Here is a 24,951-nt window from a genome sequence, read left to right on the forward strand (position 1 = left end):
GCACGCGTCGCACTGAACCACCCCCCACCCCTCAGGAGACTTCATGCGGCTTCGCATACGCGGCAGAAGACCCGCCGCCCTCGCAGTCCTCTTGGCCCTCGCCGTGGCGGCGCCCATCACCGCCAACGCGTCACCCGACTCCACCGACCGCCGGACCGCATCGCGCGACACGGCCCCGGCGGCGACCGACGACGAAACGCGCCAGTACGAGATCCCCCTCGGCGACGACAAGGCCGCGCGCACCGCGCTCGCCCGCACCGGCGTCACCATCGACGAGGTCGACGCCCGCGCGGTGGTCGTCTCCGCCGACGGCGGCGAGGCGGCCCGGCTACGGGACGCGGGCTACGAGCTCAAGGCCCTGGCCGGGCCACCAAGGCGTACGAACGGCCTGCCGGTCGAGGCCAAGGACTTCCCGCCCGCCGACGCGAAGTACCACAACTACGCCGAGATGAACGCGGAGATCGACCAGCGCATCGCGGCCCATCCGACCCTGATGAGCAAGAAGGTCATCGGCAAGTCCTACTCGGGCCGGGACATCATCGCCATCAAGATCAGCGACAACGTCTCGACCGACGAGGCCGAGCCCGAGGTCCTCTTCACCCACCACCAGCACGCCCGCGAGCACCTGACCGTCGAGATGGCGCTGTACCTGATGCGCGAACTCGGCGACGACTACGGCACGGACGCGCGCATCAAGAAGATGGTCGACGAGCGCGAGATCTGGATCGTGCCGGACATGAACCCGGACGGCGGCGAGTACGACATCGCGACCGGCTCCTACCGCAGCTGGCGCAAGAACCGCCAGCCCAACAGCGGTTCGTCGAACGTCGGCACCGACCTGAACCGCAACTGGAACTACAAGTGGGGCTGCTGCGGCGGCTCATCGAGCTCCACCGGTTCGGAGACCTACCGGGGCAAGGCGGGCGAGTCCGCCCCCGAGGTGAAGGTGGTCGCCGACTTCGTGCGCAGCCGCGTCGTCGGAGGCAAGCAGCAGATCAAGGCCGGTATCGACTTCCACACGTACAGCGAACTGGTCCTGTGGCCCTACGGCTACACGTACAACGACACGGGCCCCGGCCTGACCAAGGACGACCGCGACGCCCACGCCGCCGTCGGCACCAAGATGGCCGCGAGCAACGGCTACACGCCCGAGCAGTCCAGCGACCTCTACATCACCGACGGCACCATCGACGACTGGCTCTGGGGCAACCAGAAGATCTTCAGCTACACCTTCGAGATGTACCCGTCGTCCGCGGGCGGCGGCGGCTTCTACCCGCCCGACGAGGTGATCGAGCGGGAGACGAACCGCAACAGGGACGCGGTGCTGCAACTCCTGGAGAACGCGGACTGCATGTACCGCTCCATCGGCAAGGAGCAGCAGTACTGCACCGGTTGAGCAGGCCGGTTCAGGGGCCGCCGGAGGGCGGCCCCTGAGAAGTACGAGCAGGAGAAGTACGAGCAGGAGAAGTACGAGCAGGAGATCTCGCACCGGACGACTCGCGCCGGACGACTCGCGCCGGACGACTCGCGCCGGGCGACTCGCGCCGGGCGGCTCGCGCTAGACGAACAGACTCACCACGGCCGCCATCGCGAACCCGGCGAGGGAGAGCACCGACTCAAGGACCGTCCACGTCTTGAGCGTGTCCCGCTCCGAGATGCCGAAGTACTTCGACACCATCCAGAAACCGCCGTCGTTCACGTGCGAGGCGAAGATCGAGCCCGCCGAGATCGCCATGATGACCAGGGCGACGAACGCCTGCGAGTGGTCGCCCTCGGAGAGGAGCGGGGCCACGATGCCCGCCGTCGTCACGATCGCGACCGTCGCCGAGCCCTGGGCGACGCGGAGCACCAGGGAGAGCAGGTAGGCGAGGACGATGATGGGCAGGCCCACGTCCTGGAAGGTGTCCGAGAGGGCGCCGGCCACGCCGCTCGCCTTGAGGACCGCGCCGAAGATGCCGCCCGCGCCGACCACGAGCAGGATGTTGCCGACCGGCTTCAGGGACGAGGTCGAGACCGTCTCCAGGGACTTGCGCGACCAGCCGCGCCGGATGCCGAGCAGGTAGTACGCCATCAGCAGGGCGATCGTCAGGGCGACGAAGGGGCTGCCGAAGAACTCGATGACGCTGCGCGGGGTCGAGGGGTCGAAGGCGATGGAGGAGAAGGTCGCGAGGAGGATCAGGAACAGCGGCGTTCCGATGATCGCGAACACGATGCCCAGCGGCACCGGCTTCTCGCTCGGCTGCACGCCCGCGGCGCGCTGCTCGGCGACGACCGCCGCCTTCGCCTCGTCGGCTGCTTCGACCATGTCCTGCGGGACGGGCACGAAGATGCGCTTGCCGATCCACGCGGAGTAGACCCAGGCCGCGATGACGGCCGGGATGCCGCAGACGATGCCCATCAGGATGACCCAGCCGAGGTCCACCTTGAGCAGACCGGCCGCCGCCACCGGGCCCGGGTGCGGGGGCAGGAACGCGTGGGTCATCGAGAGGCCCGCGAGCAGGGGCAGGCAGTAGATCAGGATCGACTTGCCGCTGCGCTTGGCGGCGGCGTACACGATCGGCGCGAGGACGAAGATGCCGACGTCGAAGAAGACCGGGATACCGAAGATCAGGCCCGTCAGGCCCATCGCCAGGGGCGCCCGCTTCTCACCGAAGAGGCCCAGGAGACGTGAGGCGAGGACCTCCGCGCCGCCCGACACCTCAAGGATCGCGCCGAGCATCGTGCCGAGGCCGATGATGATCGCCACATGGCCGAGGATGCCGCCCATGCCGGACTCGATGACCGAGACCACGTCGGACTTCTGGACCGTGCCGAAGAGTTCGGTGACGGAGAGACCGGCCGAGAGGCCGACGACTATGGAGACCGCGAGCAGCGCCACGAAGGGCTGCAACCGCACCTTGATGATCAGGAAGAGCAGAAGCAGGATGCCGAGCGCGGCGACGGTCAGCAGACCGGCCGTGCCGTCGATCAGGGTGAGGATGCCACCGGTGTGCGATGGCTCTTCGGCGGGGGCGGCGGCCGCGAGCGCGGCGAAGGAGGACGGGGACATCGTTGACCTCGTAAGTGCATGGGGCTTTCGGGGCAGGGGGGATCACGGCGCGGCGCCTCGGGGGGAGTTGGCGCCGCGCCGTGAAGACGTACGGCTTGCGGGATGCTCGGAACGCCGGGCGGATCAGCCCAGGACGGCGAGCGCGTCGATCTCGATGAGCAGGCCCGCCGGGAGGCCGACGTAGACCGTGGTGCGGGCGGAGGCGGGGGCCTTGAGGCCCTGCTCCTCGAAGTACTCGTTGTAGATCTTGTTCATCTCGGCGAAGTGGTCCACGTCCGTGAGGTAGACGCGCATCATCATCACGTCGTCCCAGGTCGCGCCGCCCTCTTCGAGGATGGCCTTGACGTTGGCGAACGTCTGGAGGGTCTGCTCGCGCAGGGTGGGGCCCGCGGGGGTGGGGGCCTTGCCCTCCTCTGCCGGCAGGAAGCCGACCTGACCGGCGACCTGAAGGATGTTGCCCTTCTTGACGCCGTGGGAGAACTTCGCGGGCGGGGTGGTGTGGGTGGCCGGGGTGAGGCCGGTCTTCTCGGTGGTCATGACGTGCTCAGGCTTCCTTGAGGGGTGACTTGCCGGAGTACTCCCGGCTGATGGCGTCCGCCGTACGGCGCACCAGCGGGAGCAGCGTGAGGAGTTCGTCGGCGGTGACGACGACATTCGGCGCGGAGACCGACATGGCGGCGACGACCCGGCCGTCCGCACCGCGGATGGGGGCCCCGATGCAGTTGATGGACTCCTCGTGACCACCGAGGTCGGTGGCCCAGCCCTGTTCGCGCACGGCGCTGAGCTCCTTGAGGAACGCGGCGGCGTTGGGCGTCGAACGGGACGTGTACGTGGGGTAGTCGAGCTTCTCCGCGACGGCGCGGCGCTCGGCCTCGGGAAAGTCGGAGATCAGCAGCTTGGCGACGGCGGCGACCGTGATCGCCACCGGCTTCCCGATGCGCGAGTACATCCGCACCGGGTAGCGGCTCTCGACCTTGTCGATGTAGAGGACTTCCTGCTCCTCGTAGACCGCGAGGTGGACCGTGTGGCCGCACTTCTCGTTGAGGGCGAGGAGGTGGGGGTGCGCGATCTCGCGTACGTCGAGGTTCTCGACGGCCTCCTGGGCGAGCGCGAAGAGGCGGGCGCCGAGGCGGTAGCGCTGGTCGGACTGGCGGTAGACCAAGCCGTGTTCGTGGAGTGTGCGAAGCAGCCGCAGGGCGGTGGACTTGTGCACTTCGAGGCGCTCGGCGACCTGGCCGAGGTCGGCGGGGCCCTCGGCGAGCAGCGGCAGGATGGACAGGGCGCGGTCTACGGTCTGACTCATGTACGTGCCTCCTCCTTGGCCTCAGTGTTCACGGGGACATCGGCCACGGGCTCGACGGGGGTGCCGTCCGTCCAGCCGGGGCCGAGACGAAGTGTGCCCCAGGCGTCGGCGTCCAGTGCGGCGAGACGGTCGGCGTCCTGCCTCGCGGGAGGCGTGGCGAGGTCGCCGGGGACGGTGAGCGCGGCGGCCGCCATGAGGTGGCCGTGGCGCAGGCGCTGGTCGGCGGGGAGTCCGCGCAGGGTGGCCGAGAGGAACCCGGCGGCGAAGGCGTCACCGGCGCCCACGGGGGCGACGACGTCGACCTTGAGCGCCGCCTGGAAGACGGCGGGCTCCCCGTGGGTATGGATGGTGGCGCCGTGGCTGCCCTGCTTGACGACCAGGGTCGCGGGCTCGGGGAGCGCGGCGCGGATGGCTTCGGGGCCGCCGGTGACGCCCCACGCGTCGGCGGCCTCGTCCTCGCCGACGAAGACGAGGTCGGCGCCGCGGGCGATGTCGAGGAGGACACGGGGCGCGTCGCTCGCTCCACCGCTCCACAGACCCGGGCGGTAGTTCACGTCGAACGACACCAGGGGGCGGCCGGGGCGGCGTGCGGTCAGCTCGCGCAGGAGCGCCAGGCAGTCGGCGGAGAGGGCGGCCGTGATGCCGGAGAGGTGCAGGATCCGGGCGGCGGCGAGCGCCGTGTGGTCGACGCTGTCCGGGTCGGGGGACATCGCGGAGGCGGCGGATCCCGCGCGGTAGTAGAGGACCTCGTGGGCGTCGGTGTCGCGGTCGTCGGCGGTGCGGAAGTAGATGCCGGTGGGGCAGTGCGGGTCGCGGCGCACGGCGCTGGTGTCCACTCCGTAGCGCGCGATCGCCTCGACGAGGTGGTCGCCGAAGCCGTCGGCGCCGACGCGGCTGACCCAGCGGGCGCGGTGCCCCGCCGCGGCGAGCGCGCAGGCGACGTTCGACTCGGCGCCGCCGATTCCGCGGTCGAAGGAGGGTACGTCGGCGAGGCGGCCGGCGCGTGTGGGCAGGAACGTGACCATGGACTCACCGAGCGCCACGACGTCCATGACGTCCACGCCGCCCGACACTCCACCTGCGGTCACCTTCGACACGTCCGCTCCAACCCCTTGCTGTCCTGTTGCCGTCCTGGCCGACCGTCCGGATCCGTTGACCCGGCGTTGGCTCGGATGTTAGACAGCAGTAAGCGACATACGCAATGACCGTTGCGCATTATGCAACGCACCTTTTCGAGGAGGCGCCATGGCCGCCGACAGCGCAGCCGACCGCACCGACGGACGTCTGGCCCAGGAGCTCGACCGGCTCACCCGAGAGCGGGTCGACCACCGCTTCAAGGGCCTCCCGCCGGACGCGCAGGGGCTGACGGTCGGCGAGCTCGCGGCCCAGCGCCGGAACCTCTTCACGGACGGCTTCACCACCCCCGTCCTCGCCCTCTCCGCCGAGCGCCTCGAACACAACCTCGCGCTGATGGAGACGTACTCCGAACGGCACGGCCTCGCCTTCGCCCCGCACGGCAAGACCTCCATGGCGCCGCAGCTCTTCGCGCGTCAGCTGGAGCGCGGCGCGTGGGGCATCACCCTCGCCGTGCCGCACCAGGTGCGGGTCGCGCGGGCCTTCGGGGTGGATCGGATCTTCCTCGCCAATGAGCTGGTGGACGCGGCGGCGCTGCGCTGGATCGCGGGCGAGCTGGACGCGGACCCCGCGTTCCGCTTCATCTGCTACGTCGACTCCGTACCCGGCGTCGCCCTGATGGACGCCGCTCTGCGCGCGGCGGGCGCGACGCGTCCCGTCGACGTCGTGGTGGAGCTCGGCGCGGGCGACGGGGCGCGCACCGGCGTGCGTACCGAGGACGAGTGCGTCGAGATCGCCAACGCGGTCGCGGCCGCGGACACGCTGCGTCTGGTGGGCCTCGCCGGGTACGAGGGCGAGGTGCCGGACGCGACGTCCGAGCGGGTCGAGGCGTGGCTGCGCCGGCTGACCTCCCTGCTCGTGGAGTTCGACAAGGCGAACCGGTTCGCGGATCTGGACGAGGTCGTCGTCAGTGCGGGCGGCAGCGCGTGGTTCGACGCGGTGGCCAATGTCTTCGCCGAGATTCCCGAACTCTCGCTTCCCGTTCTGAAGTTGCTCCGCTCCGGGGCGTACGTCTCGCACGACGACGGTCACTACCGTCACCTGACGCCTTTCAACCGCGTCCCGGACGAGGGCGCGCTGCATCCCGCCTTCCGGCTCTGGACGCAGGTGGTGTCCCGGCCGACGTCGGAGCAGGCGTTCACGAACGCGGGCAAGCGGGACGCCGCTTACGACATCGACCTGCCCGAGGCGCAGGTCGTCCACCGGGACGGGGTCGACCGGCCCGCGACGGGGGTCACGGTGACGGGCCTCTCCGACCAGCACGGGTGGGTCCGGACGACCCCGGAGGCGGATCTCGCCGTGGGCGACTGGGTGGGCCTCGGGCTTTCGCACCCCTGCACGTCGTTCGACAAGTGGCAGCTGATTCCCCTGGTCGAGGGCGACGGAACGGTCGTGGATTACGTCCGGACGTACTTCTGACCTTCGGTCGGGGGGTGCGGATTCCTGAACCGCCGCTCCGCGGCGGGTGTCTCCCGCCCACCCGCCCGAGCACCCCGCATCGCAGGGTGGGCGAACAGACCAAAGACCGCCGCCCGAGGACCCCGCACGGGACAGTCGCCGACGGTGGCCCGCACGGGTGGTGCGGGTGGGAGCCACAACCCGGCCGGAGGCCGGGTGCACCACAACGCAGCCGCAGCCAAGCGGCAGACACGGAGAGGCACCCCCATGGACCTGGTGATCCGGGACGCACGCGTCATCGACGGCACCGGAGGTGCCTCGTACCGAGCCGACGTCGGCGTACAGGAGGGACGGATCACCGAGATCCGCAGGGAGGGCGAAGGCCCCCGGCTCACGGGGGCCAAGACAGTAGACGCCCAAGGCCTAGCGCTAGCGCCCGGTTTCATCGACATGCACGCCCACAGCGACCTCGCCCTCCTGCGCGACCCGGACCACAGCGCGAAGGCCGCCCAGGGCGTCACCCTGGAGGTCATCGGCCAGGACGGTCTCAGCTACGCCCCCGTGGACGACCGCACCCTCGCCCAGGTCCGCCAGGCCATCACCGGCTGGAACGGCGACGGCAGTGACGTCGACTTCGACTGGCGCACGGTCGGCGAGTACCTGGACCGCCTCGACCGCTCCCACGGCGGCCAGGGCATCGCCGTCAACGCGGCCTACCTCATCCCCCAGGGCACCGTCCGCATGTACGCGGTCGGCTGGGACGACCGCCCGGCGACCCCCGCCGAGGTCGAGCGTATGAAGCAGCTCGTCGCGGAGGGGATGGAGCAGGGCGCCGTGGGCATGTCCTCCGGGCTCACCTACACCCCCGGCATGTACGCCGACGACTCCGAACTCACCGAGCTCTGCAAGGTGGTGGCCCAGTTCAACGGCTACTACTGCCCCCACCACCGCAGTTACGGCGCAGGCGCCCTCCAGGCGTACGAGGAGATGGTCGACCTCACGCGCACCGCGAACTGCCCCCTCCACCTCGCGCACGCCACCATGAACTTCGGCGTGAACAAGGGCAAGGCGCCCGACCTGCTCGCCCTCCTCGACACCGCGCTCGCGAACGGCGCGGACATCACGCTCGACACGTACCCCTACACCCCCGGCTGCACGACCCTCGTCGCCATGCTGCCGAGCTGGGCGAGCGAGGGCGGGCCCGACTCGATCCTCGCCCGGCTCCAGGACGACGCGACCGCCGAGAAGATCCGCCACCACATGGAGGTCATCGGCGCCGACGGCTGTCACGGCGTACCGATCGAGTGGGACAGGATCGAGATCTCCGGCGTCTCCGACCCCGGTCTCGCCTCCTGCGTGGGCAAGACGATCGCCGAGTCCGCCACCCAGCGCGGCGAGGAGCCCTGGATCACCGCACGCCGTCTCCTCATCAACGACAAGCTGGGCTCGACGATCCTCCAGCACGTCGGCCACGAGGAGAACGTCCAGGCAATCATGCGTCACCCCGTACACACCGGCGGCAGCGACGGCATCCTTCAGGGATTCAAGCCGCACCCGCGCGCGTACGGCACGTTCCCGCAGTACCTCGGCCGCTACGTACGCGAACTCGGCGTCCTCACCCTCGAAGAGTGCGTCGCCCACCTCACGTCGCGCCCCGCGGCCCGCCTCCGGCTGCCCGACCGGGGCATCGTCCGCGAGGGCTACCGCGCCGACCTGGTCCTCTTCGACCCGGAGACGGTCGCCGCGGGCTCCACCTTCGACGCTCCCCGCACCCTCCCGACCGGCATCCCGCACGTCCTGATCGACGGCAAGTCCGTGATCGAGGACGGGCGACGCACGGACATCCTCGCGGGACGTGCCGTGCGCCGCACCCCGTAAGCCCCGCCGCTACTCCCCTGCTCCCCTACTCCCCCACTCCCTCACTTCTTCTTGCCCTTGATGTCGATGTGGGCGTTGAACTTCGCGCCCGCGATGGTCACGAACACGTTGCCCTGCCGTCCGCGCGTGGCCAGCGTGTCCCCGACCTGGCCCTTGCCGAGGGCCTCCTTGTCCTGGATGGCGGTCGCGTAGAGCTTCGTGAACTGGTCGTAGCGCTCTGCGGTCAACTCGGAGGCGTCCTCCCACTCCTGCCGGAAGTAGGCGTACTCGGACTCCGTCATGCCCGAACCGAAGGTGAAGTTGGGATGGTTGGCCTGCTCGTAGTGGTGCCTGCACAGGTCGAGGAGCAAGCCTGCCCCGCTCTTCACTCCGACCGCCTTCACCAGGGAATCGGCCTGCTTCTCGATCTCCGCCTTGCGTTCCGCCACCCGCTCAGCGCGCCGCTGTTCGCTCACGTCGTCATCGATGGTCTTCTTGGCCGCCGCCAGTCCGTTGTTCTTGTCCTCGTAGGTGGCGATGCGGACGGAGGCTTCGCGCTTGCGCTGCGGGATCAGCCCCCAGGGAAGGTCGACCGACTCGCTGTACTCCGAGAGCAGGTCCGTCGCTTCTGTCTCGTCGTTCGCGTACTCCACATGCCCGATCATCTTGGTCATGGTGTCCCCTTCGCCTCCCGCCGGTCCGTCCGGCGGCAAGTGCGCGGGCAACGTCTCACCGACGGGGCCCGGCGTCACCGGGTGGCGGCCCGTCCGGTTGCGGCAGGTCGTGACAGCCGCTACTTCCCGTCGGGGGCAGCGCCAGCTCGATCCACACCGTCTTGCCGATCCCGTACGGCCGGGGGTACGACCCCCACGCGTCGGCCAGCAGCTCCACCAGGGCGAGGCCACGCCCCGACTCGTCGTCCGGCCCCGCATCCCTCGGACACGGCAGCACGTCACTCGCGTCCGCCACCTCCACCCGGAAGACGTCCCCGTCCAGCACGCACCGCACCCCGACCTCACGCCCCGCCGGGGCCCGCCCGTGCCGTACGGCGTTGGTCACCAGCTCGCTGAGCAGCAGTACGGCCACGTCCACCACGTCGTCCGGGACCTTCCAGGCCCGTGCCTGCTCGGCCAGCAGCCACCGCGCCCTGCCGACGCTGCGCGGATCGCGCGGCATCCGCCACTCAATCTCTCCCGGCGAGGTGAAGTTGTGCGTTCCATGCCTCATACGCTGCCGGGCCGGGCATAGCCTTCTGGAGTATCGACGCGGGTACAGAACGTAACCGTACCCACAGTGCACCAGAGGAGCCCGCACCATGACCGAGGTGAACTCCCAGCCGCCGATGGCCTGGCGTTACTGCGGCAACCAGGTCAAGCGGTGGCGGGAACAGGCGGGCACTACCCGTGAGGAGCTGTGCAAAGAGACCGGCTATCACTACGAGTACGTGAAGTCGATGGAGAACGGCCGCCGCAAGCCGACGCTCCGGCTGCTCCAGATCGCGGACGAGATGTGCGATGCGCACGGGCTGTTGCTGTCGGCGCAGGACTATCTGAAGCCGGAGCCGTTTCCGGCGCGGTCGCAGGAATTCATGCAGGCGGAGGCCGAGGCCATCGCCATCCATTCGTACGAGCCGCTGCTGATCCCCGGCTTGTTGCAGACCGAGGAATACGCACGGGCGCTGATCAGCGAGAGCTGTCCGCCGCTGGACGACGAGACCGTCGAGGAGCGGGTGAACGCGAGGCTACGCAGGCAGGAGGCGCTGCGGGCGCGACCGTCCGTGGTCTTCGGTTTCGTGGTGTACGAGGCTGCGTTGCGGACCATGGTGGGCGGCCGGGAGGCCATGAAGCGGCAGCTGCAAAGCCTCTGGGAGGCGCTTGAGTTGCGGAACGTTTCAGTACAGGTTCTACCGGCGGGAAGCTGCCCGGCCCTCGCACTCAATGGTTCGCTGGCACTGCTGGAAACCCCCGACCACGAGCATTACGCTTACATCGAAGGACAGGAGACCAGCGCCCTCTACGCCGATCCAGGCAAGGTCAGTTCACTGACACAGCTCCATGGCATGATCCGAATGCAGGCCCTCAGCTCTGAGGAGTCGGCGGAGTTCATCAGGAGACTGGCGGAGGAGCTATGAGCAACCAGCTTGCCTGGTTCAAGTCCAGCTACAGCGATAGCGAGGGCAGCAACTGCATCGAAGTAGCCCTGGAATGGCACAAGTCCAGCTACAGCGACAGCCAGGGCGGCAACTGCGTAGAGATAGCCACCTGCCCCCACACCATCCACATCCGCGACTCAAAGCTCGGCGAAACCGGCCCCACCTTCACCATCCCCGCCACCGCATGGGCCCAGTTCACGGCCGAGCTCCGGGACGCGGGATCCGAGCGCCTTTTCTGAGGAATGGGCGGTGGGTCTCAACCCACCCGCCCTCCCAAGTGCCTCGCTCGCCACGGAAGATGACTTTTCGTGACCGGCTTGCCACGTACCGTCGCGAAGCTCTAGCGTTCGCATAACGAACGACCCCGGCCGGTGCTACCAACACCAAACCGGGGTCTGACCTTCAAGATCGTAGGAGCGATCTCGTGGCTATTGAAGAGCCTAACTCTGCCCTGCCCGTCCCCGCTCACCCCCAGGCCAAGCCCGGCTACGGCAAGCATTCCGTGTCCGGCCAAGGGCCGCGCCGCGCGAGCGACTTCGACCACCTCCCCGTACGCGAGGCCTACCTCGCCGCGTACATCGACCGGCTGCCCGAAGGCGCCGCGATCGACATCAAGACCCTCGCCAGGGAGCAGCCCCGCTACGGCCAGCAAGCCGTACAGACGGCGTTGAACTCCCTGACAGCCGCTGGTCATTACCGGCGCGTGCGCGTACCGCTCGGTGACGCGCTGACCCAGTGGGTGTTCCGCACGTACTTCAGCCGCACGGCCCGGGACGTCGAGTGGTGGGCACGGTTCCTGACCGGCGACGTACCGGATACGGATACGGATACGGATACGGATACGGATACGGATACGGATACGGATACCGCCACTGATCCGATGGCGCGGGAAGTGCGTTCGGAGGCGTACGACGCGCTCGCCCGGCTCGGGGCGGCCGACAACCGGCTGACGCTCTCGGCAGCCGAATGCGCCGCTCTCGAAGAGCTCGCCTCGCAGTGGCTGACGCGCGGGACCACCCCGGAGCGGATGCTGCGCGCCCTCACCGCCGGGCTGCCGGAGCAGGTGCACTCCCCCGGAGCCTTCGTCCGCCGCAGGCTGCGCGACAAGCTGCCGCCGCAGCTCGCCGCCGCACGGCGTCAGGTCCTCGTGGAGTGCACGGGCTGCGGTCTGCCGGGCCTCCCCGAAAGGCTGCCGGACGGGCTCTGCAAGGGCTGCCGGGGGCAAGGCGGCGGAACCGCACTGGCGCAGGGCCCCGCCACCGTACTGCCGCCCCACGAGGTACGTCTTCGCGCGGCGGCACTCAGAAGCCGTACCAGCCTTCCGCCCGCCTCGTACAACTCTTCGACTCCTTGAAGTGTCTATGGCACCGTCCAGCACAGCTCCAAGGAGTGAACCTTCATGCCCCTGCCCTTCCGCACCGTTGTCGCAGCCGCGGCCGTCACCGCGCTGACCGGCGGTCTGTTCGTCGTCGGTCCGGTGGCGTCGGCCGCCGCTGCTCCTGCCAAGCTCGCCGACGACTTCAACGGTGACGGGCACCGTGACATCGCGGTCGGCGCGCCGTACAAGACCGTCGGCGGGGCGGAGGCCGCGGGTGAGGTGGTCGTGGCCTTCGGGGCGGCCGACGGTCTGACCACCGACAAGGCCGCTCTCACGCAGAGTTCCGCGGGAGTGCCGGGTACGCCGGAGGACAGTGACAATTTCGGAAGTTCGATCGCCGCCGGTGACCTGGACGGCGATGGATACGCGGATCTCGTCGTGGGTGCCGACGGCGAGGACGTCGGGGACTACGAGGGCCAGGGCAGCGTCACCATCCTGTGGGGCGGCACCAAGCCGTTCACCACCAGCACCACGACCACCGTGGAGAATCCGGAGAAGTGGCAGGCCCACGGCTACGACGTCGCGGTGGGGGACTTCACCGGCGACAGCGGCGCGGACCTCGCGGTGATCGAGCCCGGCGCGGCCGTCGTCTACAAGGGCGGCTTCGCCCGGGAGAGCAAGCCTGCCCCCGCGTACACCCTGTCGGTCCCCGGTGCGGGTCTCCGGTACACGGAGGCCGCCGTGGGCGATGTCAACGGGGACGGCAGGGACGATCTGGCCGTGACCGGCGATGCCGGCAACGGACGTCCGGGCACTGACATCTTCACGGGCCAGGAGGGCCGCCCGAACCGGATCCAGCGCGTGGACGACGGAGACACCGCCGTCGCCCTCGGTGACATCAACGGCGACGGCTTCGACGACATGGCCTCTTCCCTGACCTGGCCCGAGTTCTTCTCCGTCGACGACCCCAGCAACGGTTCCGGCTATGTCACCGTCCGCTACGGCAGCCTGACGGGCTTCGGCGAGCCGGTGACCCTGCACCAGAACAGCACCGGTGTGCCCGGTGCCAACGAGGACGGCGACAACTGGGGCGCCTCGGTGGCGATCGGTGACATCACCGGCGACGGCAAGGCCGAACTGGTGGTCGGCGCCAACGGCGAACAGCTCGGCGACCTGGACAACGCCGGTGACGTGACCGTGTTCCGCGGTTCCGCCTCCGGTGTCTCGCAGTCCGGGGTCGTACGCATCTCCCAGGACTCCACCGGAGTTCCGGGCGCCGCCGAGGCCGGGGACCTCTTCGGTGCGCAGGTCCGGATCGCCGACTACGACAAGAACGGCAAGGGCGATCTCGCGGTGACAGCCTCCTTCGAGAACGACCGCAGCGGTGGCCTGTGGACCCTTCCGGGCACGTCGTCCGGCCTCACCGGTTCCGGCTCCAAGTCCCTCAGCTCGGCCGACTTCGGCCTCGCGAGCGGCTCGCGGTTCGGCGAGACGCTGCTCGACTAAGGCTTGGCTGTCACTCGACCGGGACTCGGCCGAGAAACGGCCTCCCTCCCCGTCACCGACGGGGAGGGAGGCCAAGTACGCCGGGAGGGCGAACCGCGAACCCGCTACCTCCGAGCAGCGGCCGGACGCGGCAGCTTGCAGCCCTTGCGGCCGAGGTCGATCTTGCTGTCGTGCCCGACACACGGCACGATCCCGTACGTCTCCTGCGCGTAGTTGATGTCCTTGCGGACCGTCACGTTGCCGTGCCGGTCGACCTCACAGGGGTTGTCGAGGGTGCAGCGCTCGCCCGCCTCGTTGCCCGTGTTGTTGACGGCGGTCACCTTGCCGGTCCTGTGGTCGATCACCGGTGACCCCGACGTGCCGCCGATCGTCTGGCAGGCGGGGGTGTAGCGGACCGAGTCCTTCCAGGTCCACTCGCCCTCCTTGAGCCGGTACACGAACCCGTCGATCTTGCAGGTGTACGTCTTCTTCCAGTACCCGGAGACGACCGTGATGTCCCGCCCCTTGACCGGATGGGCGTCGTCGATCTCCAGCGCCTTGATGCCGTACTTCTTCTTGATGTCGCCGTAGCTGGTGGTGAGTTGGTACAGCGAGATGTCGGTGTCGGTCATCGTCGCGTACGAGACCTTGCTCGCCGTGAGCGTCGCCTTCTCCGCGCCCTTGGCGTCGAGCAGCTTGAAGGTGCGGGTGGACGGCTGGTCGACGATGACCTCGCCCGCCGTCGGGAACCCGCTCTCCAGACAGTGGCCGTTGGAGAGGACGAGCGCGGGATCGTCCGCCTTCGACTGAGGCATACGGACGACGGAGCCGGAGCAGTTGCTGAGCGCGACGGTCCCCGCGAAGTCGACGCCTTTCGCCGCGGCCTCCCCTGCCGCCTGCGCCGACGGCGCGGAGCCGAATCCTACGAGGGTGAGGGCGAGTAACCCGCCCGCGAGAGCCTTCTTCATGTGGTGCCCCCTTGTAGCTGTGCCCTGTATGACTCCCGATTGCGGAAAAGTCCCACCTCCTCCCGGCAACGGCCCAGGCCACCAGAGGACGAGGTGAGACTTTTCCGCAATGGGCCGACCGAAGCAGCGTGCCGCCGCTACGGCTTGGGGAGGGTGCAGCCTGCGCGGTTCAGGTCGATCTTGTTGCCGGCCGCCACGCACGGCACGATGCCGTACGTCTGCTGGGCGTAGTTGATGCCCTCGCGGACCGTCACCTTGCCGTTCTCGTCGACCTCGCACGGGTTGTTGTCCGTGCACCGCTCGCCGCTCTCGTTGCCGGTGTTGTTGACGGCGACGACCTTGCCGGTCGCGTCATCGACCACCGGAGAGCCCGAGGTGCCGCCGATCGTCTGGCAGGCGGAGGTGTAGCGGACCGAGTCCTTCCAGGTCCAGCTCCCCTCCTTGAGGCGGTACGCGAAGCCGTCGACGCTGCACTTGTACATCTTCTTCCAGTAGCCGGAGACGACGGTGATCGCCTTCCCCTTCTCCGGGTGCGCCGCGTTCAGCTCAAGGGCCTTGATGCCGAACTTGCTCTCGATCTGGCTGTACGTGCTGGTGAGCTGGTAGAGCGAGACGTCCGTGTCCGTCATCGTCCCGTAGGCGATCTTGCTCGCCTTGACCGTTCCGGCGTTGCCGCCACTGGAGTTGAGGAGCGTGAAGCTCCGCGACGACGGCTTGTCGACGATGACCTGACCGGGGCCCGGGAAGCCGCTCTCCAGGCAGTGGCCGTTGGACATCACGAGTGCCGGGTCGCCGGGCTGCGAGTTCGGTACACGGACGACGGAGCCGGAACAGTTGCTCAGCGCCACCGTGCCCGCGAAGTTGACCGCCTTGGCCTTCGCCTTCACGGGCTTCTGCTTGGTCTGCTGCGTCTGCTGCGTCTGCTGCTTGGCGGGCGTCCGCGCGGCGTCGCTGACAGCCGTCGCGGGTGCCGCCGTCGCGCCGATGAGCGCCACGGCGAAGATCGCGCCGACGAGAGGCTTCTTCATGTGGGGTCCCCTCCGTTGACCATGTGACCGAAGGTGATTCGGTTTTGTCATGCGCATTGTTGGGGCTGCCGGGCGCGAGGACAAGACCGCATACGGACACAACTGACCGCTGACAGGACACCCGGACGGGCCCGAACGCACCCGGACACACGGACGCACCCGAACGCACCCGAATGCCACGTACGGCACCGTCCCGTCCCCGACGTGGCGGAAAACACGAGGCGGGTCTCGTTACGCGGCCGTAAGCTCGCGGACATGCAGGTCATCCAGTCGACGAAGCTCGCCAACGTCTGTTACGAGATCCGGGGCCCGGTGCTCGAGGAGGCGATGCGGCTGGAAGCGGCGGGCCACCGCATCCTGAAGCTCAACACCGGCAACCCCGCGGCCTTCGGGTTCGAGTGCCCGCCCGAGATCCTTGAGGACGTCCTGCGCAACGTCGGCGACGCGCACGGCTATGGAGACGCGAAGGGGCTGCTCGCCGCCCGCCGCGCGGTGGTCATGCACAACCAGACCCTGGGCATCGAGACCGACGTCGAGCACGTCTTCATCGGCAACGGCGTCTCCGAGCTCATCGTCATGGCCATGCAGGGTCTGCTCGACGACGGCGACGAGGTCCTCGTACCCGCGCCGGACTATCCGCTGTGGACGGCCGCGGTCTCGCTCTCCGGCGGCACCGCCGTGCACTACCGCTGCGACGAGCAGGCGGACTGGATGCCGGACCTCGCCGACATCGAGCGCAAGGTGACCGACCGCACCAAGGCGCTCGTGATCATCAACCCGAACAACCCGACGGGCGCCGTGTACAGCGAGGAGATGCTGCGCGGCCTGACCGACATCGCGCGGCGCCACAACCTCCTGGTCTGCTCGGACGAGATCTACGACAAGATCCTCTACGACGACGCGGTCCACACCCCCACCGCCGCCGTCGCCCCCGACCTCCTCACCCTCACCTTCAACGGCATGTCGAAGGCCTACCGGGTGGCCGGTTACCGCGTCGGCTGGGTGGCCATCTCGGGGCCGAAGGCGCACGCGTCCTCGTACATCGAGGGCCTGACGATCCTCGCCAACATGCGCCTGTGCGCGAACATGCCGGGTCAGCACGGCGTGGTCGCCGCACTGAGCGGGCGGCAGACCATCAACGACCTCGTGCTTCCGGGCGGCCGACTCGTGGAGCAGCGCGACACCGCGTACGACCTGCTCACCCAGATCCCCGGCGTGAGCTGTGTGAAGCCCAAGGGGTCGCTCTACCTCTTCCCGCGGCTCGACCCGAAGGTCTTCAAGATCAAGGACGACCGCCAGATGGTCCTCGACCTGCTCCGCACCGAGAAGATCATGGTCGTCCACGGCACCGGCTTCAACTGGCCGGAACCGGACCACTTCCGGGTCGTCACGCTGCCCACGACGACGGACCTGACCGAGGCCGTCACCCGGATCGGCAACTTCCTGGACGGCTACAGCCAGCCCTAGGACCTCACGCTCACACAGAACGACCGCGCTCAACTTTAGACAGAATCTAATGTAGGATGGCTTTCAAGCTACCCGCCAGGAGGCCATCCCATGTACGAGCCGATCCGCACCAAGTCGGTCCATGCCATGGCCGACCCGGGCGACTTCCCGCACCGCTCCCGCGAGGAGGAGCTGGACATCCAGCTCGCCGCGCACCTGGCGGCACTCCTCGCCGTCACGGACGAGCTGCGCGCCCTCGCGCCCGCCACCGACCTGGACGACGCCGCCGAGCAGCTGTCGTCCGAGGTGGCCCGGTTGCGCGGCGGGCTCCCGCCCGTCCGCTCGGCCGTGGTGACCGCGATCCACGAACCGCACCTCACCGCCCTGCACCAGCGCGCCCACGCCCTCGCGGGCCGCGCCCTGGTGGTGGCCGCGTCCCGTGCCGACACCGCGGCGGCGATCCTCGCCGCCCGTCGCATGGACGCCCACGCCGGCGCCGCCCACCTCGTCGGCGCCCACTGACGGCCCCGGTCCGCGGCCGGGAAGGCCACGGACCGGGCGCCACCACCGGAGACGACAGCTGGGGGTACCCGTCGCCTAGCCGGTGATCTTCACAGTGGCCTGGGCCGACGATCCGCCGTGCAGGGCATCGCCCTCGTAACTCACCGCGTAGACCGTCTTGCCCTTCTTGTTCGGCAGGTCCCTGATCCGGAACGTGCCGTCCGCCGCCACCGAAGCCGATGTCAGCTCACCCGTCGTGCCGAGCCTGTCGGTCCGCGTCACCTTCAGCGCGATCCCGGACGGCAGCGCACGCCCCTGACCGGTCAGCTGGCCCGCGATCTCGACGCCGTCCTCGCGGGTCGCCTCGGCGGGAGCGGTCAGCTCGATCACCGTCGCCGCCTTCGCCACGTCGACGGTGACCGTGACGTCCTCGGCGGGCCGGTGCGTGACATCACCGAGGAACCGCAGCGTGTACGTCGCCTCGCCGAGCCTGTCCGGTACGTCGAGGACGGTGAAGCTGCCGTCGGCCGCGACCTTGGCCGCCGCCACCTCCTGCGTGCCATCCGCGTCCTTACGGACCGCGGCGACCTTCACGGGCTCCGCGGGAGCGGGCCCGTCAAGCTCCAACTTGCCCCGGATGCCGAGCGGTTCACCGACGACGGGCTTGGAGGGCGTGGTGCCGAGCGTGCCCGTGAAGCGCGAGTCGTACTGGGCGGCCGGGGGCTTGATGACGTGCAGCCAGTGACCGTAGGAGCCGTCCGATGTCACCGCGAAGAGCCGTGAGCCGTCCTTGGTCCAGTCGAGCCCTCGCGGCACGACCCGCGAGCCGTCGAGCTCTCCCTCGAAGGCGAACTCGATCGGCGTGGTGCCGTCCGCCGGGTCGGCGGACTGGATCAGCAGGTCGGGCGTGCTGCCGGAGGCCACGGCGCCCCGCGCCACGTACTTTCCGTCGCCGCTGAACGCCACCGCCGATGCCTTCGCACCCTCGGCCGGCGACTGGTAGCCGGTCGGGGCGTCCGCCAGGTCGGAGGCGTCGAGCAGCCGGGTGCCGTACGCCGCGTCCGCGACGGCGATCCGCTTGCCGTCGGCGCTCTGGGCGATGTCCTTCAGGTCGAGCGCGCCCTTGCCCGCGGCGTCCGCGAAGCGCCGCTGCGGACCGCGCACCAGGGTCTCGCCGCTCGCGTCGAACGTGGTCAGGAAGGGGTTGGCCGCGCTACCCGCGCCCGCCTGCCCCATCACGAGCCGGTCCGGCGCCTCGGGCCCCGCCGCCAGCCGCATCCGCCCCGTGGTGCTCCAGCCGGTGGCGACGGGATAGGTGTCGCCAACCTTGTTGAGCGTCGTGTTGCTGTCGCTGCTGTCGCAGTACGAGTTGGTGTACGGCGTCTCCGTGACCCACGTCTTTCCGCCCGCCACGGCGATCTCACGGCCGCAGTACACGTCGTACGACGTGTACTTGGCGCCGCTCCTGGCCTGCGTCGCCGTGTCGAAGGTCAGGATCCGGTCGGACTGGGACACGTTCAGGGTCGCGCCGTCCGCGCTGAGCGCCATACCGGAGGCCGCCTTGTCGGTGGGGAGCGAACCCACCTTCTGGCCCTGGAAGTTGTAGACCTGGACCTGGCTCGCCCCGCTGGCCCTGCTGCCGTCCGTGAGATAGACGCGCTCGTGCGCGTCGTCCACGACCATCGCCCCGAACGAGGAGATCGGCAGCTTGGCCACCTCGTCCGAGGGAGTGGCGGCATACGCGGCGGGCGTCCCGACGGCGACCACCCCCGCCGAGCCGAGTACCACCGCGAGCGCGGCACCCATCCCCCGTCTTAACCGCTGAGACTTCTTCAACTTGGCCCCCCACAGGCTTTCCTGGGCGGCACGCGTCGATCAGCGGCCCCCCGTCCGGGGCCATTGAAACATGTGAGGGCCAGGTGAAGGGAGGGTGTGCAAGATGCGTACACATACGGAAGGGCCCCGCACGCCGTTGTGCGGGGCCCTTCCGGAATGCGCGGAGTACGCGGAGTACGCGGGAGCGTCAGCCGAGACGCCGCACCAGGGCGCGGTACTCGTCCCACAGTTCCTTGGGCGTGTGGTCGCCGAAGGTGTTCAGGTGCTCGGGGACCAGCGAGGCCTCGTCGCGCCAGACCTCCTTGTCGACCGTGAGCAGGAACTCCAGGTCGGCGGCGGGCAGGTCGAGACCCTCGGTGTCCAGGGAGTCGACCGTCGGCAGGATGCCGATGGGGGTCTCGACGCCCTCGGCCCTGCCGTCGAGCCGGTCGACGATCCACTTCAGGACGCGGGAGTTCTCACCGAAGCCGGGCCACACGAACTTGCCCTCCGCGTTCTTGCGGAACCAGTTCACGTAGTAGATCTTCGGCAGCTTGGACTGGTCCGGCTTGTCCGCGCCGACCTTGACCCAGTGGGCCATGTAGTCGCCCATGTTGTAGCCGCAGAAGGGCAGCATGGCGAACGGGTCGCGGCGCAGCTCGCCGACCTTGCCCTCGGCGGCGGCGGTCTTCTCGGAGGCCACGTTGGCGCCGAGGAAGACGCCGTGCTGCCAGTTGAAGGACTCCGTCACGAGCGGCACCGCGCTGGCGCGACGGCCACCGAAGAGGATCGCCGAGATCGGCACGCCCTTGGGGTCCTCCCACTCGGGCGCGATGATCGGGCACTGCGAGGCGGGCGTGGTGAAGCGGGCGTTCGGGTGGGCCGCCGGGACGCCCGACTCCGGGGTCCAGTCGTTGCCCTTCCAGTCGGTGAGGTGGGCGGGGGTCTCCTCGGTCATGCCCTCCCACCAGACGTCGTTGTCGTCGGTGAGCGCGACGTTCGTGAAGACGGAGTTGCCCCACAGGGTCTTCATGGCGTTGGCGTTGGTGTGCTCGCCGGTGCCGGGCGCGACGCCGAAGAATCCGGCCTCGGGGTTGATCGCGTAGAGCCGGCCGTCCTCGCCGAAGCGCATCCAGGCGATGTCGTCACCGATGGTCTCGACCGTCCAGCCGCGGGTCGTCGGCTCCAGCATGGCGAGGTTGGTCTTGCCGCAGGCAGAGGGGAAGGCGGCCGCCACGTACTTGCTCTCGCCCTGCGGGGGCGTGAGCTTGAGGATCAGCATGTGCTCGGCCAGCCAGCCCTCGTCGCGTGCCATGACGGAGGCGATGCGCAGGGCGTAGCACTTCTTGCCGAGCAGGGCGTTGCCGCCGTACCCGGAGCCGTACGACCAGATCTCGCGGTCCTCGGGGAAGTGCGAGATGTACTTCGTGGAGTTGCAGGGCCACGGCACGTCGGCCTCGCCCGCTTCGAGCGGCGCGCCCAGCGTGTGCACGGCCTTCACGAAGAAGCCGTCTTCGCCGAGCTCGTCCAGGACGGCCTGGCCCATGCGGGTCATGGTGCGCATGGAGACGGCGACGTACGCGGAGTCGGTGATCTCGACGCCGATCGCGGACAGCGGGGAGCCGACCGGGCCCATGCAGAAGGGCACGACGTACATCGTGCGACCGCGCATCGAGCCGCGGAACACGCCCTTCTCTCCCGCGAAGATCTCCCGCATCTCGGCGGGGGCCTTCCAGTGGTTGGTCGGGCCCGCGTCCTCTTCCTTCTCCGAGCAGATGAAGGTGCGGTCCTCGACGCGGGCGACGTCGGTCGGGTCGGAGGCCGCGTAGTACGAGTTCGGGCGCTTGATGGGGTCGAGCTTCTTGAACGTGCCTCTGGCCACGAGCTCCCCGCACAGGCGCTCGTACTCGGCCTCGGATCCGTCGCACCAGACCACGCTGTCCGGCTCGGTCAGTTCGGCGATCTCGTTCACCCAGGAGACGAGCTCCCGGTGGTCGGTGGGGATGGTGCCCAGGGAAGCTGAAAGAAGGGGAGCCGCGATGTCGCGCGCCACGATTGCTCCTATACGAGGGGTTTTGGTTTGTTTGCCCCGTGGGGGCTGCGACCCGGACGCTTCACTTATCGACCCTCTGGCGCTCATCCGGTGCCGACCGCACTCATTTGATCATCCGATGCTTCCGCGCATATGTCCAGAGGGCCTCACACCTGAGCGGCGTGAGCATCGCCACTCGCCAGGACGGCCCTCACCCGCGCGTCCATCCGCGAAGCCGTCACTTGTACGCTCGGGTATCACCGTGAGCATCGCCACTTGTGCGCCTCGGTTCCCACTCGCCTGATGCCTAACTTACGGTTGCGTAGGTACGATGCCGATATGACCGCTCCCGTCCCTGACGCGATCACGAACTCCTCGGCCAAGAGCCCGGATTCGTCCGCGTCCGCCGCCCCGTCGCTACCAGAGATCCCGGATCTCGCGGAAGTGAAGCCGAAGATGCGCGGCTGGCTGCACGCGGGCATGTTCCCCGCGGTGCTCGTCTCCGGCATCGTGCTCACGGCGCTCACGGACTCCACCCGCGGGCGCATCGCCTGCGGGATCTATGTCCTGACGGCCTGCCTGCTCTTCGGAGTCAGCGCGATCTACCACCGGGGCACCTGGAGTCCGCGCGCTGACGGCGTGCTGCGCAGACTCGACCACGCCAACATCTTCCTGATCATCGCGGGCACGTACACCCCGCTGACGATGCTGCTCCTGCCCGAATCCAAGGGGCAGTGGCTGCTCTGGGGCGTGTGGGGCGCGGCGGTGGCCGGCATCCTCTTCCGGGTCTTCTGGGTCGGCGCGCCGCGCTGGCTCTACACCCCGTGCTACATCGCGATGGGCTGGGCGGCGGTTTTCTACCTGCCGGACTTCCTGCGCACGGGCGGCATCGCCGTCCTGGTCCTCGTGATCGTGGGCGGACTGCTCTACAGCGCGGGCGGCGTGATCTACGGCATCAAGCGCCCCAACCCCTCCCCGCGCTTCTTCGGCTTCCACGAGGTCTTCCACTCCCTGACACTGGCCGCGTTCGCGGTGCACTACGTGGGCATCTCGCTGGTGGCGTACCAGCACGGGTAGTCGCCCGCGGGTGGTCACCACACCCCTCCCCTCTTTATGGCCGCGGCTTTCGAGCCGCGGCCATTTGCGTGCGCGGAGACACGCGAATGGCGGAACGCTTGACGGTCACTACCTTTTGAGAGTTACTCTCATTTCATGGCTACTGTCATAAGTTCGCCTGCCGCGCACCGGCAGGACCCCCGTCGCTGGTGGGCGCTCGGCGCCCTGGTCGCGAGCATGCTCGTGCTCGGTTTCGACATGACGATCCTCAACGTCGCCCTGCCCACGATGGCCGGGCAGCTGGACGCGAGCACGGGCCAACAGCAGTGGATGGCGGACGCCTACATCGTCGTCTTCGCCGCCCTGATGCTCCCGGCAGGACTGCTCGGCGACCGCTTCGGACGCCGCAGGATGCTGATCACCGGCCTCGGGATCTTCCTGGTGGGTTCGCTGATCGGCGCCCTGGTCGACTCCGTCGAGCTGGTCGTCGTGGCCCGGGCGGTGATGGGCATGGGCGGCGCACTCGTGATGCCCCTCGCCATGGCCGTACTGCCCGCGCTCTTCGCGCCCGGCGAGCGGACCAAGGCCGTCGGCATCGTCTCGGCCGCCGCCGCGCTCGGCGCGCCGCTCGGACCGATCGTCGGCGGCTGGCTCCTCGACCACTTCTGGTGGGGCTCGATCTTCCTGATCAACGTCCCGATGGTGGCGATCGGCATCACGGCCTGCGTCTTCCTGCTCCCGGAGACGACCGACCCGTCGTCCCCCAAGGTGGACGTCACATCCACCGCGCTCACCGCGGCCGGGCTCGGCACGCTCATCTACGGGATCATCGAGGCGCCCGTACGCGGCTGGGGCGACCCGCTGGTCCTCGGCATGTCCGCCGGAGCCGCCGTACTGATCGCCGCGCTCGTCCTGCGCGAACGGAACATGACGCGCCCGATGCTCGACATGTCGCTCCTGCGCGACCGCGGCTTCCTGCTCAACATGCTCGCGGCGACGCTCGTCATGTTCGTCCTGTCGGGCCTGATGTTCGTGCTTCCGCAGTATCTGCAGGCGGTGCTCGGCCATGACGCCTTCGGCACCGGGGTGCGGCTCCTGCCGATGATGGGCGGTCTCCTGGTCGCCGCGAAGGGCGCGGAGCCCGTCGTACGCCGCTTCGGCCCGCGTGCGGTGATCAGCTGCGGGCTCGTCGTCCTCGCCTTCGCGGCGATCCTCGGCAGCCGTACGACGGTCGACTCCGGCTACGGCTTCACCGCGCTGTGGCTCTCCATCGCCGGGCTCGGCTTCGGCTTCGCCGTCGTACCGTCCATGGACTCGGCCCTCGGAGCGCTCCCGGTCGAGCGCGCGGGATCGGGCACAGGGCTCCTGATGACCGTGCGGCAGGTGGGCAGCGCCATCGGCATCGCGCTGCTCGGCTCACTGCTCGCCGGTGTGTACGCCGACCGGCTCGACACCGGCAAGCTTCCCTCGGCCGCCGCGGACACCGCGGGCGATTCGGTCGTGGCCGCCCACGCGGTCGCGGAACGGCTCGGGGTCCCGGGGCTCGCCGACTCCGCCGACGAGGCGTACGTCGACGGCATGGCGACGGTCCTCCTGGTGAGCGGTGTCGCGGCGCTGGTGACGGCGCTGCTGGTCGCGGCGCTGCTGCCGAAGACGGCTCCCGCGCCGCAGGACGACGCCGACATGGCCCGCCGGACGGAGCATGCCCGACAATGAGCCCCATGACGGCCGCACGAACCACTCCTTCCGCGCACACCCCTCAGCCGGGGCAGACGGGACAGCCGGGGCACATGGCAGAGCTCGGACTCCGCGAGCGCAAGAAGCTCAAGACGCGCATCGCGATCCGCGAGGCCACCTACCGGCTGATCGAGGAGCAGGGGTACGACGCGACGACGGTCGAGCAGATCGCCGAGGCCGCGGAGGTGTCGGCGTCGACCGTCTTCCGGTACTTCCCGACCAAGGAGGACATCGTCCTCACCGACGAGTACGACCCGCTCCTGGAGGACGAGTTGCGGGCGCGCCCCGCGGACGAGCCGATCATGGAGTCCCTGCGGCACGTGCTGCGCAGGGCGGTGGTCGTGGGGTTCACCGAGGAGCCGGAGGTCTCGCGCCTCCGTACGCGCCTGATGGTCGAGGTCCCCGCCGTACGCTCCCGGATGATGGAGAGCATGTCGGTCACCGGCCGGATGCTGTGCCGCGTCATCGCGGAACGCACCGGCCGCGACGCCGCGGACCTTGAGGTCCGGGTGTTCTCGATGGGTCTGATCGGCGCGCTGACGGAGACGTCGGCGTACTGGGCGGAGCACGGTCACAAGGACGACCTGGGCGATCTGGTGGACCGCACCCTGACCACGCTGACCACGGGCTTCGCCTCCGGACAGGGCTGAATCTCGCAGCCCTGCCCGGCGC

Annotated in this window: 22 protein-coding genes; 12 read left to right on the forward strand and 10 right to left on the reverse strand. The window is 69.3% G+C overall.

Annotated features, from left to right (window positions below):
• Positions 1-43 precede the first annotated feature (43 nt).
• Positions 44-1,396, forward strand: coding sequence for a M14 family metallopeptidase (locus ACFVXC_RS10940; protein WP_389903836.1), 1,353 nt, complete (start codon positions 44-46; stop codon positions 1,394-1,396).
• A 162-nt stretch (positions 1,397-1,558) separates the two neighbouring features.
• Here the strand turns inward: ACFVXC_RS10940 and ACFVXC_RS10945 are convergent, their stop codons facing one another.
• The 4 genes from ACFVXC_RS10945 to ACFVXC_RS10960 form a co-directional block, all read right to left on the reverse strand.
• The gene (locus ACFVXC_RS10945; RefSeq protein WP_389903839.1) at positions 1,559-3,049 is read right to left on the reverse strand and encodes a GntP family permease; all 1,491 of its coding nucleotides are present in this window, start codon (positions 3,047-3,049) and stop codon (positions 1,559-1,561) included.
• A gap of 123 nt (positions 3,050-3,172) precedes the next feature.
• Positions 3,173-3,586 carry a RidA family protein gene (locus tag ACFVXC_RS10950; RefSeq protein WP_383282350.1) on the reverse strand — a complete coding sequence of 138 codons (414 nt, stop codon included), beginning with the start codon at positions 3,584-3,586 and terminating at the stop codon, positions 3,173-3,175.
• 7 nt (positions 3,587-3,593) lie between these two features.
• Complete coding sequence (locus ACFVXC_RS10955; protein WP_389903841.1) at positions 3,594-4,352, reverse strand: IclR family transcriptional regulator; 759 nt, start codon at positions 4,350-4,352, stop codon at positions 3,594-3,596.
• Complete coding sequence (locus tag ACFVXC_RS10960) at positions 4,349-5,404, reverse strand: sugar kinase (RefSeq protein ID WP_389904433.1); 1,056 nt, start codon at positions 5,402-5,404, stop codon at positions 4,349-4,351. Before ACFVXC_RS10960 ends, ACFVXC_RS10955 begins: the two co-directional genes overlap by 4 nt.
• Positions 5,405-5,597: 193 nt before the next feature.
• Between ACFVXC_RS10960 and ACFVXC_RS10965 the strand changes: the two genes are divergently transcribed.
• Together ACFVXC_RS10965 and ACFVXC_RS10970 are read left to right on the forward strand one after the other, a co-directional pair.
• On the forward strand, positions 5,598-6,905 hold the full coding sequence (locus ACFVXC_RS10965) for an amino acid deaminase (RefSeq protein WP_389903843.1): 1,308 nt from the start codon (positions 5,598-5,600) through the stop codon (positions 6,903-6,905).
• 195 nt (positions 6,906-7,100) lie between these two features.
• Entirely contained in the window at positions 7,101-8,762 is a 1,662-nt protein-coding gene (locus ACFVXC_RS10970) for an amidohydrolase family protein (protein WP_389903846.1), read from the forward strand.
• 41 nt (positions 8,763-8,803) lie between these two features.
• Here ACFVXC_RS10970 and ACFVXC_RS10975 read toward each other — a convergent pair whose 3' ends face one another.
• Both ACFVXC_RS10975 and ACFVXC_RS10980 read right to left on the reverse strand, forming a co-directional pair.
• The gene (locus tag ACFVXC_RS10975; protein WP_389903847.1) at positions 8,804-9,415 is read right to left on the reverse strand and encodes a hypothetical protein; all 612 of its coding nucleotides are present in this window, start codon (positions 9,413-9,415) and stop codon (positions 8,804-8,806) included.
• Between the two features lie 55 nt (positions 9,416-9,470).
• Positions 9,471-9,917 (reverse strand): ATP-binding protein, encoded by a 447-nt coding sequence (locus ACFVXC_RS10980; protein ID WP_389903849.1) that lies wholly within the window; start codon positions 9,915-9,917, stop codon positions 9,471-9,473.
• Positions 9,918-10,056: 139 nt separating this feature from the next.
• On the opposite strand from ACFVXC_RS10980, the gene ACFVXC_RS10985 reads away from it, so the two are divergent.
• The 4 genes from ACFVXC_RS10985 to ACFVXC_RS11000 all read left to right on the forward strand — a co-directional run bounded on the left by ACFVXC_RS10985 (position 10,057) and on the right by ACFVXC_RS11000 (position 13,717).
• Complete coding sequence (locus tag ACFVXC_RS10985) at positions 10,057-10,872, forward strand: helix-turn-helix domain-containing protein (RefSeq protein WP_389903851.1); 816 nt, start codon at positions 10,057-10,059, stop codon at positions 10,870-10,872.
• Positions 10,869-11,132 carry a DUF397 domain-containing protein gene (locus tag ACFVXC_RS10990; protein ID WP_389903853.1) on the forward strand — a complete coding sequence of 88 codons (264 nt, stop codon included), beginning with the start codon at positions 10,869-10,871 and terminating at the stop codon, positions 11,130-11,132. Before ACFVXC_RS10985 ends, ACFVXC_RS10990 begins: the two co-directional genes overlap by 4 nt.
• A gap of 185 nt (positions 11,133-11,317) precedes the next feature.
• Complete coding sequence (locus tag ACFVXC_RS10995) at positions 11,318-12,247, forward strand: hypothetical protein (protein ID WP_389903857.1); 930 nt, start codon at positions 11,318-11,320, stop codon at positions 12,245-12,247.
• 45 nt (positions 12,248-12,292) lie between these two features.
• The gene (locus tag ACFVXC_RS11000) at positions 12,293-13,717 is read left to right on the forward strand and encodes an FG-GAP-like repeat-containing protein (RefSeq protein WP_389903860.1); all 1,425 of its coding nucleotides are present in this window, start codon (positions 12,293-12,295) and stop codon (positions 13,715-13,717) included.
• Positions 13,718-13,821: 104 nt separating this feature from the next.
• Here ACFVXC_RS11000 and ACFVXC_RS11005 read toward each other — a convergent pair whose 3' ends face one another.
• On the reverse strand, positions 13,822-14,664 hold the full coding sequence (locus ACFVXC_RS11005) for a trypsin-like serine peptidase (protein ID WP_389903861.1): 843 nt from the start codon (positions 14,662-14,664) through the stop codon (positions 13,822-13,824).
• Between the two features lie 137 nt (positions 14,665-14,801).
• Positions 14,802-15,692 carry a serine protease gene (locus ACFVXC_RS11010; RefSeq protein ID WP_389903862.1) on the reverse strand — a complete coding sequence of 297 codons (891 nt, stop codon included), beginning with the start codon at positions 15,690-15,692 and terminating at the stop codon, positions 14,802-14,804.
• Positions 15,693-15,947: 255 nt separating this feature from the next.
• On the opposite strand from ACFVXC_RS11010, the gene ACFVXC_RS11015 reads away from it, so the two are divergent.
• Positions 15,948-17,159, forward strand: a complete 1,212-nt coding sequence (locus ACFVXC_RS11015; protein WP_389903864.1) for a pyridoxal phosphate-dependent aminotransferase — start codon at positions 15,948-15,950, stop codon at positions 17,157-17,159.
• 90 nt (positions 17,160-17,249) lie between these two features.
• Entirely contained in the window at positions 17,250-17,660 is a 411-nt protein-coding gene (locus tag ACFVXC_RS11020) for a hypothetical protein (protein ID WP_383282308.1), read from the forward strand.
• A gap of 75 nt (positions 17,661-17,735) precedes the next feature.
• On the opposite strand, the gene ACFVXC_RS11025 is transcribed toward ACFVXC_RS11020, so the two are convergent.
• Positions 17,736-19,445 (reverse strand): Ig-like domain repeat protein, encoded by a 1,710-nt coding sequence (locus tag ACFVXC_RS11025; protein ID WP_389903867.1) that lies wholly within the window; start codon positions 19,443-19,445, stop codon positions 17,736-17,738.
• Positions 19,446-19,662: 217 nt separating this feature from the next.
• Positions 19,663-21,507, reverse strand: coding sequence for a phosphoenolpyruvate carboxykinase (GTP) (locus tag ACFVXC_RS11030; protein ID WP_389903868.1), 1,845 nt, complete (start codon positions 21,505-21,507; stop codon positions 19,663-19,665).
• 318 nt (positions 21,508-21,825) lie between these two features.
• On the opposite strand from ACFVXC_RS11030, the gene ACFVXC_RS11035 reads away from it, so the two are divergent.
• The 3 genes from ACFVXC_RS11035 to ACFVXC_RS11045 all read left to right on the forward strand — a co-directional run bounded on the left by ACFVXC_RS11035 (position 21,826) and on the right by ACFVXC_RS11045 (position 24,929).
• On the forward strand, positions 21,826-22,563 hold the full coding sequence (locus tag ACFVXC_RS11035; protein WP_389903871.1) for a hemolysin III family protein: 738 nt from the start codon (positions 21,826-21,828) through the stop codon (positions 22,561-22,563).
• 135 nt (positions 22,564-22,698) lie between these two features.
• A complete protein-coding gene (locus tag ACFVXC_RS11040; protein ID WP_389903873.1) occupies positions 22,699-24,258 on the forward strand; it encodes an MFS transporter in 1,560 nt (519 codons plus the stop codon).
• 5 nt (positions 24,259-24,263) lie between these two features.
• A complete protein-coding gene (locus tag ACFVXC_RS11045) occupies positions 24,264-24,929 on the forward strand; it encodes a TetR/AcrR family transcriptional regulator (RefSeq protein ID WP_389903874.1) in 666 nt (221 codons plus the stop codon).
• The last annotated feature ends 22 nt before the right edge of the window (positions 24,930-24,951 follow it).

The organism is Streptomyces sp. NPDC058257, from assembly GCF_042881845.1.
Taxonomy (GTDB): Bacteria; Actinomycetota; Actinomycetes; order Streptomycetales; family Streptomycetaceae; genus Streptomyces.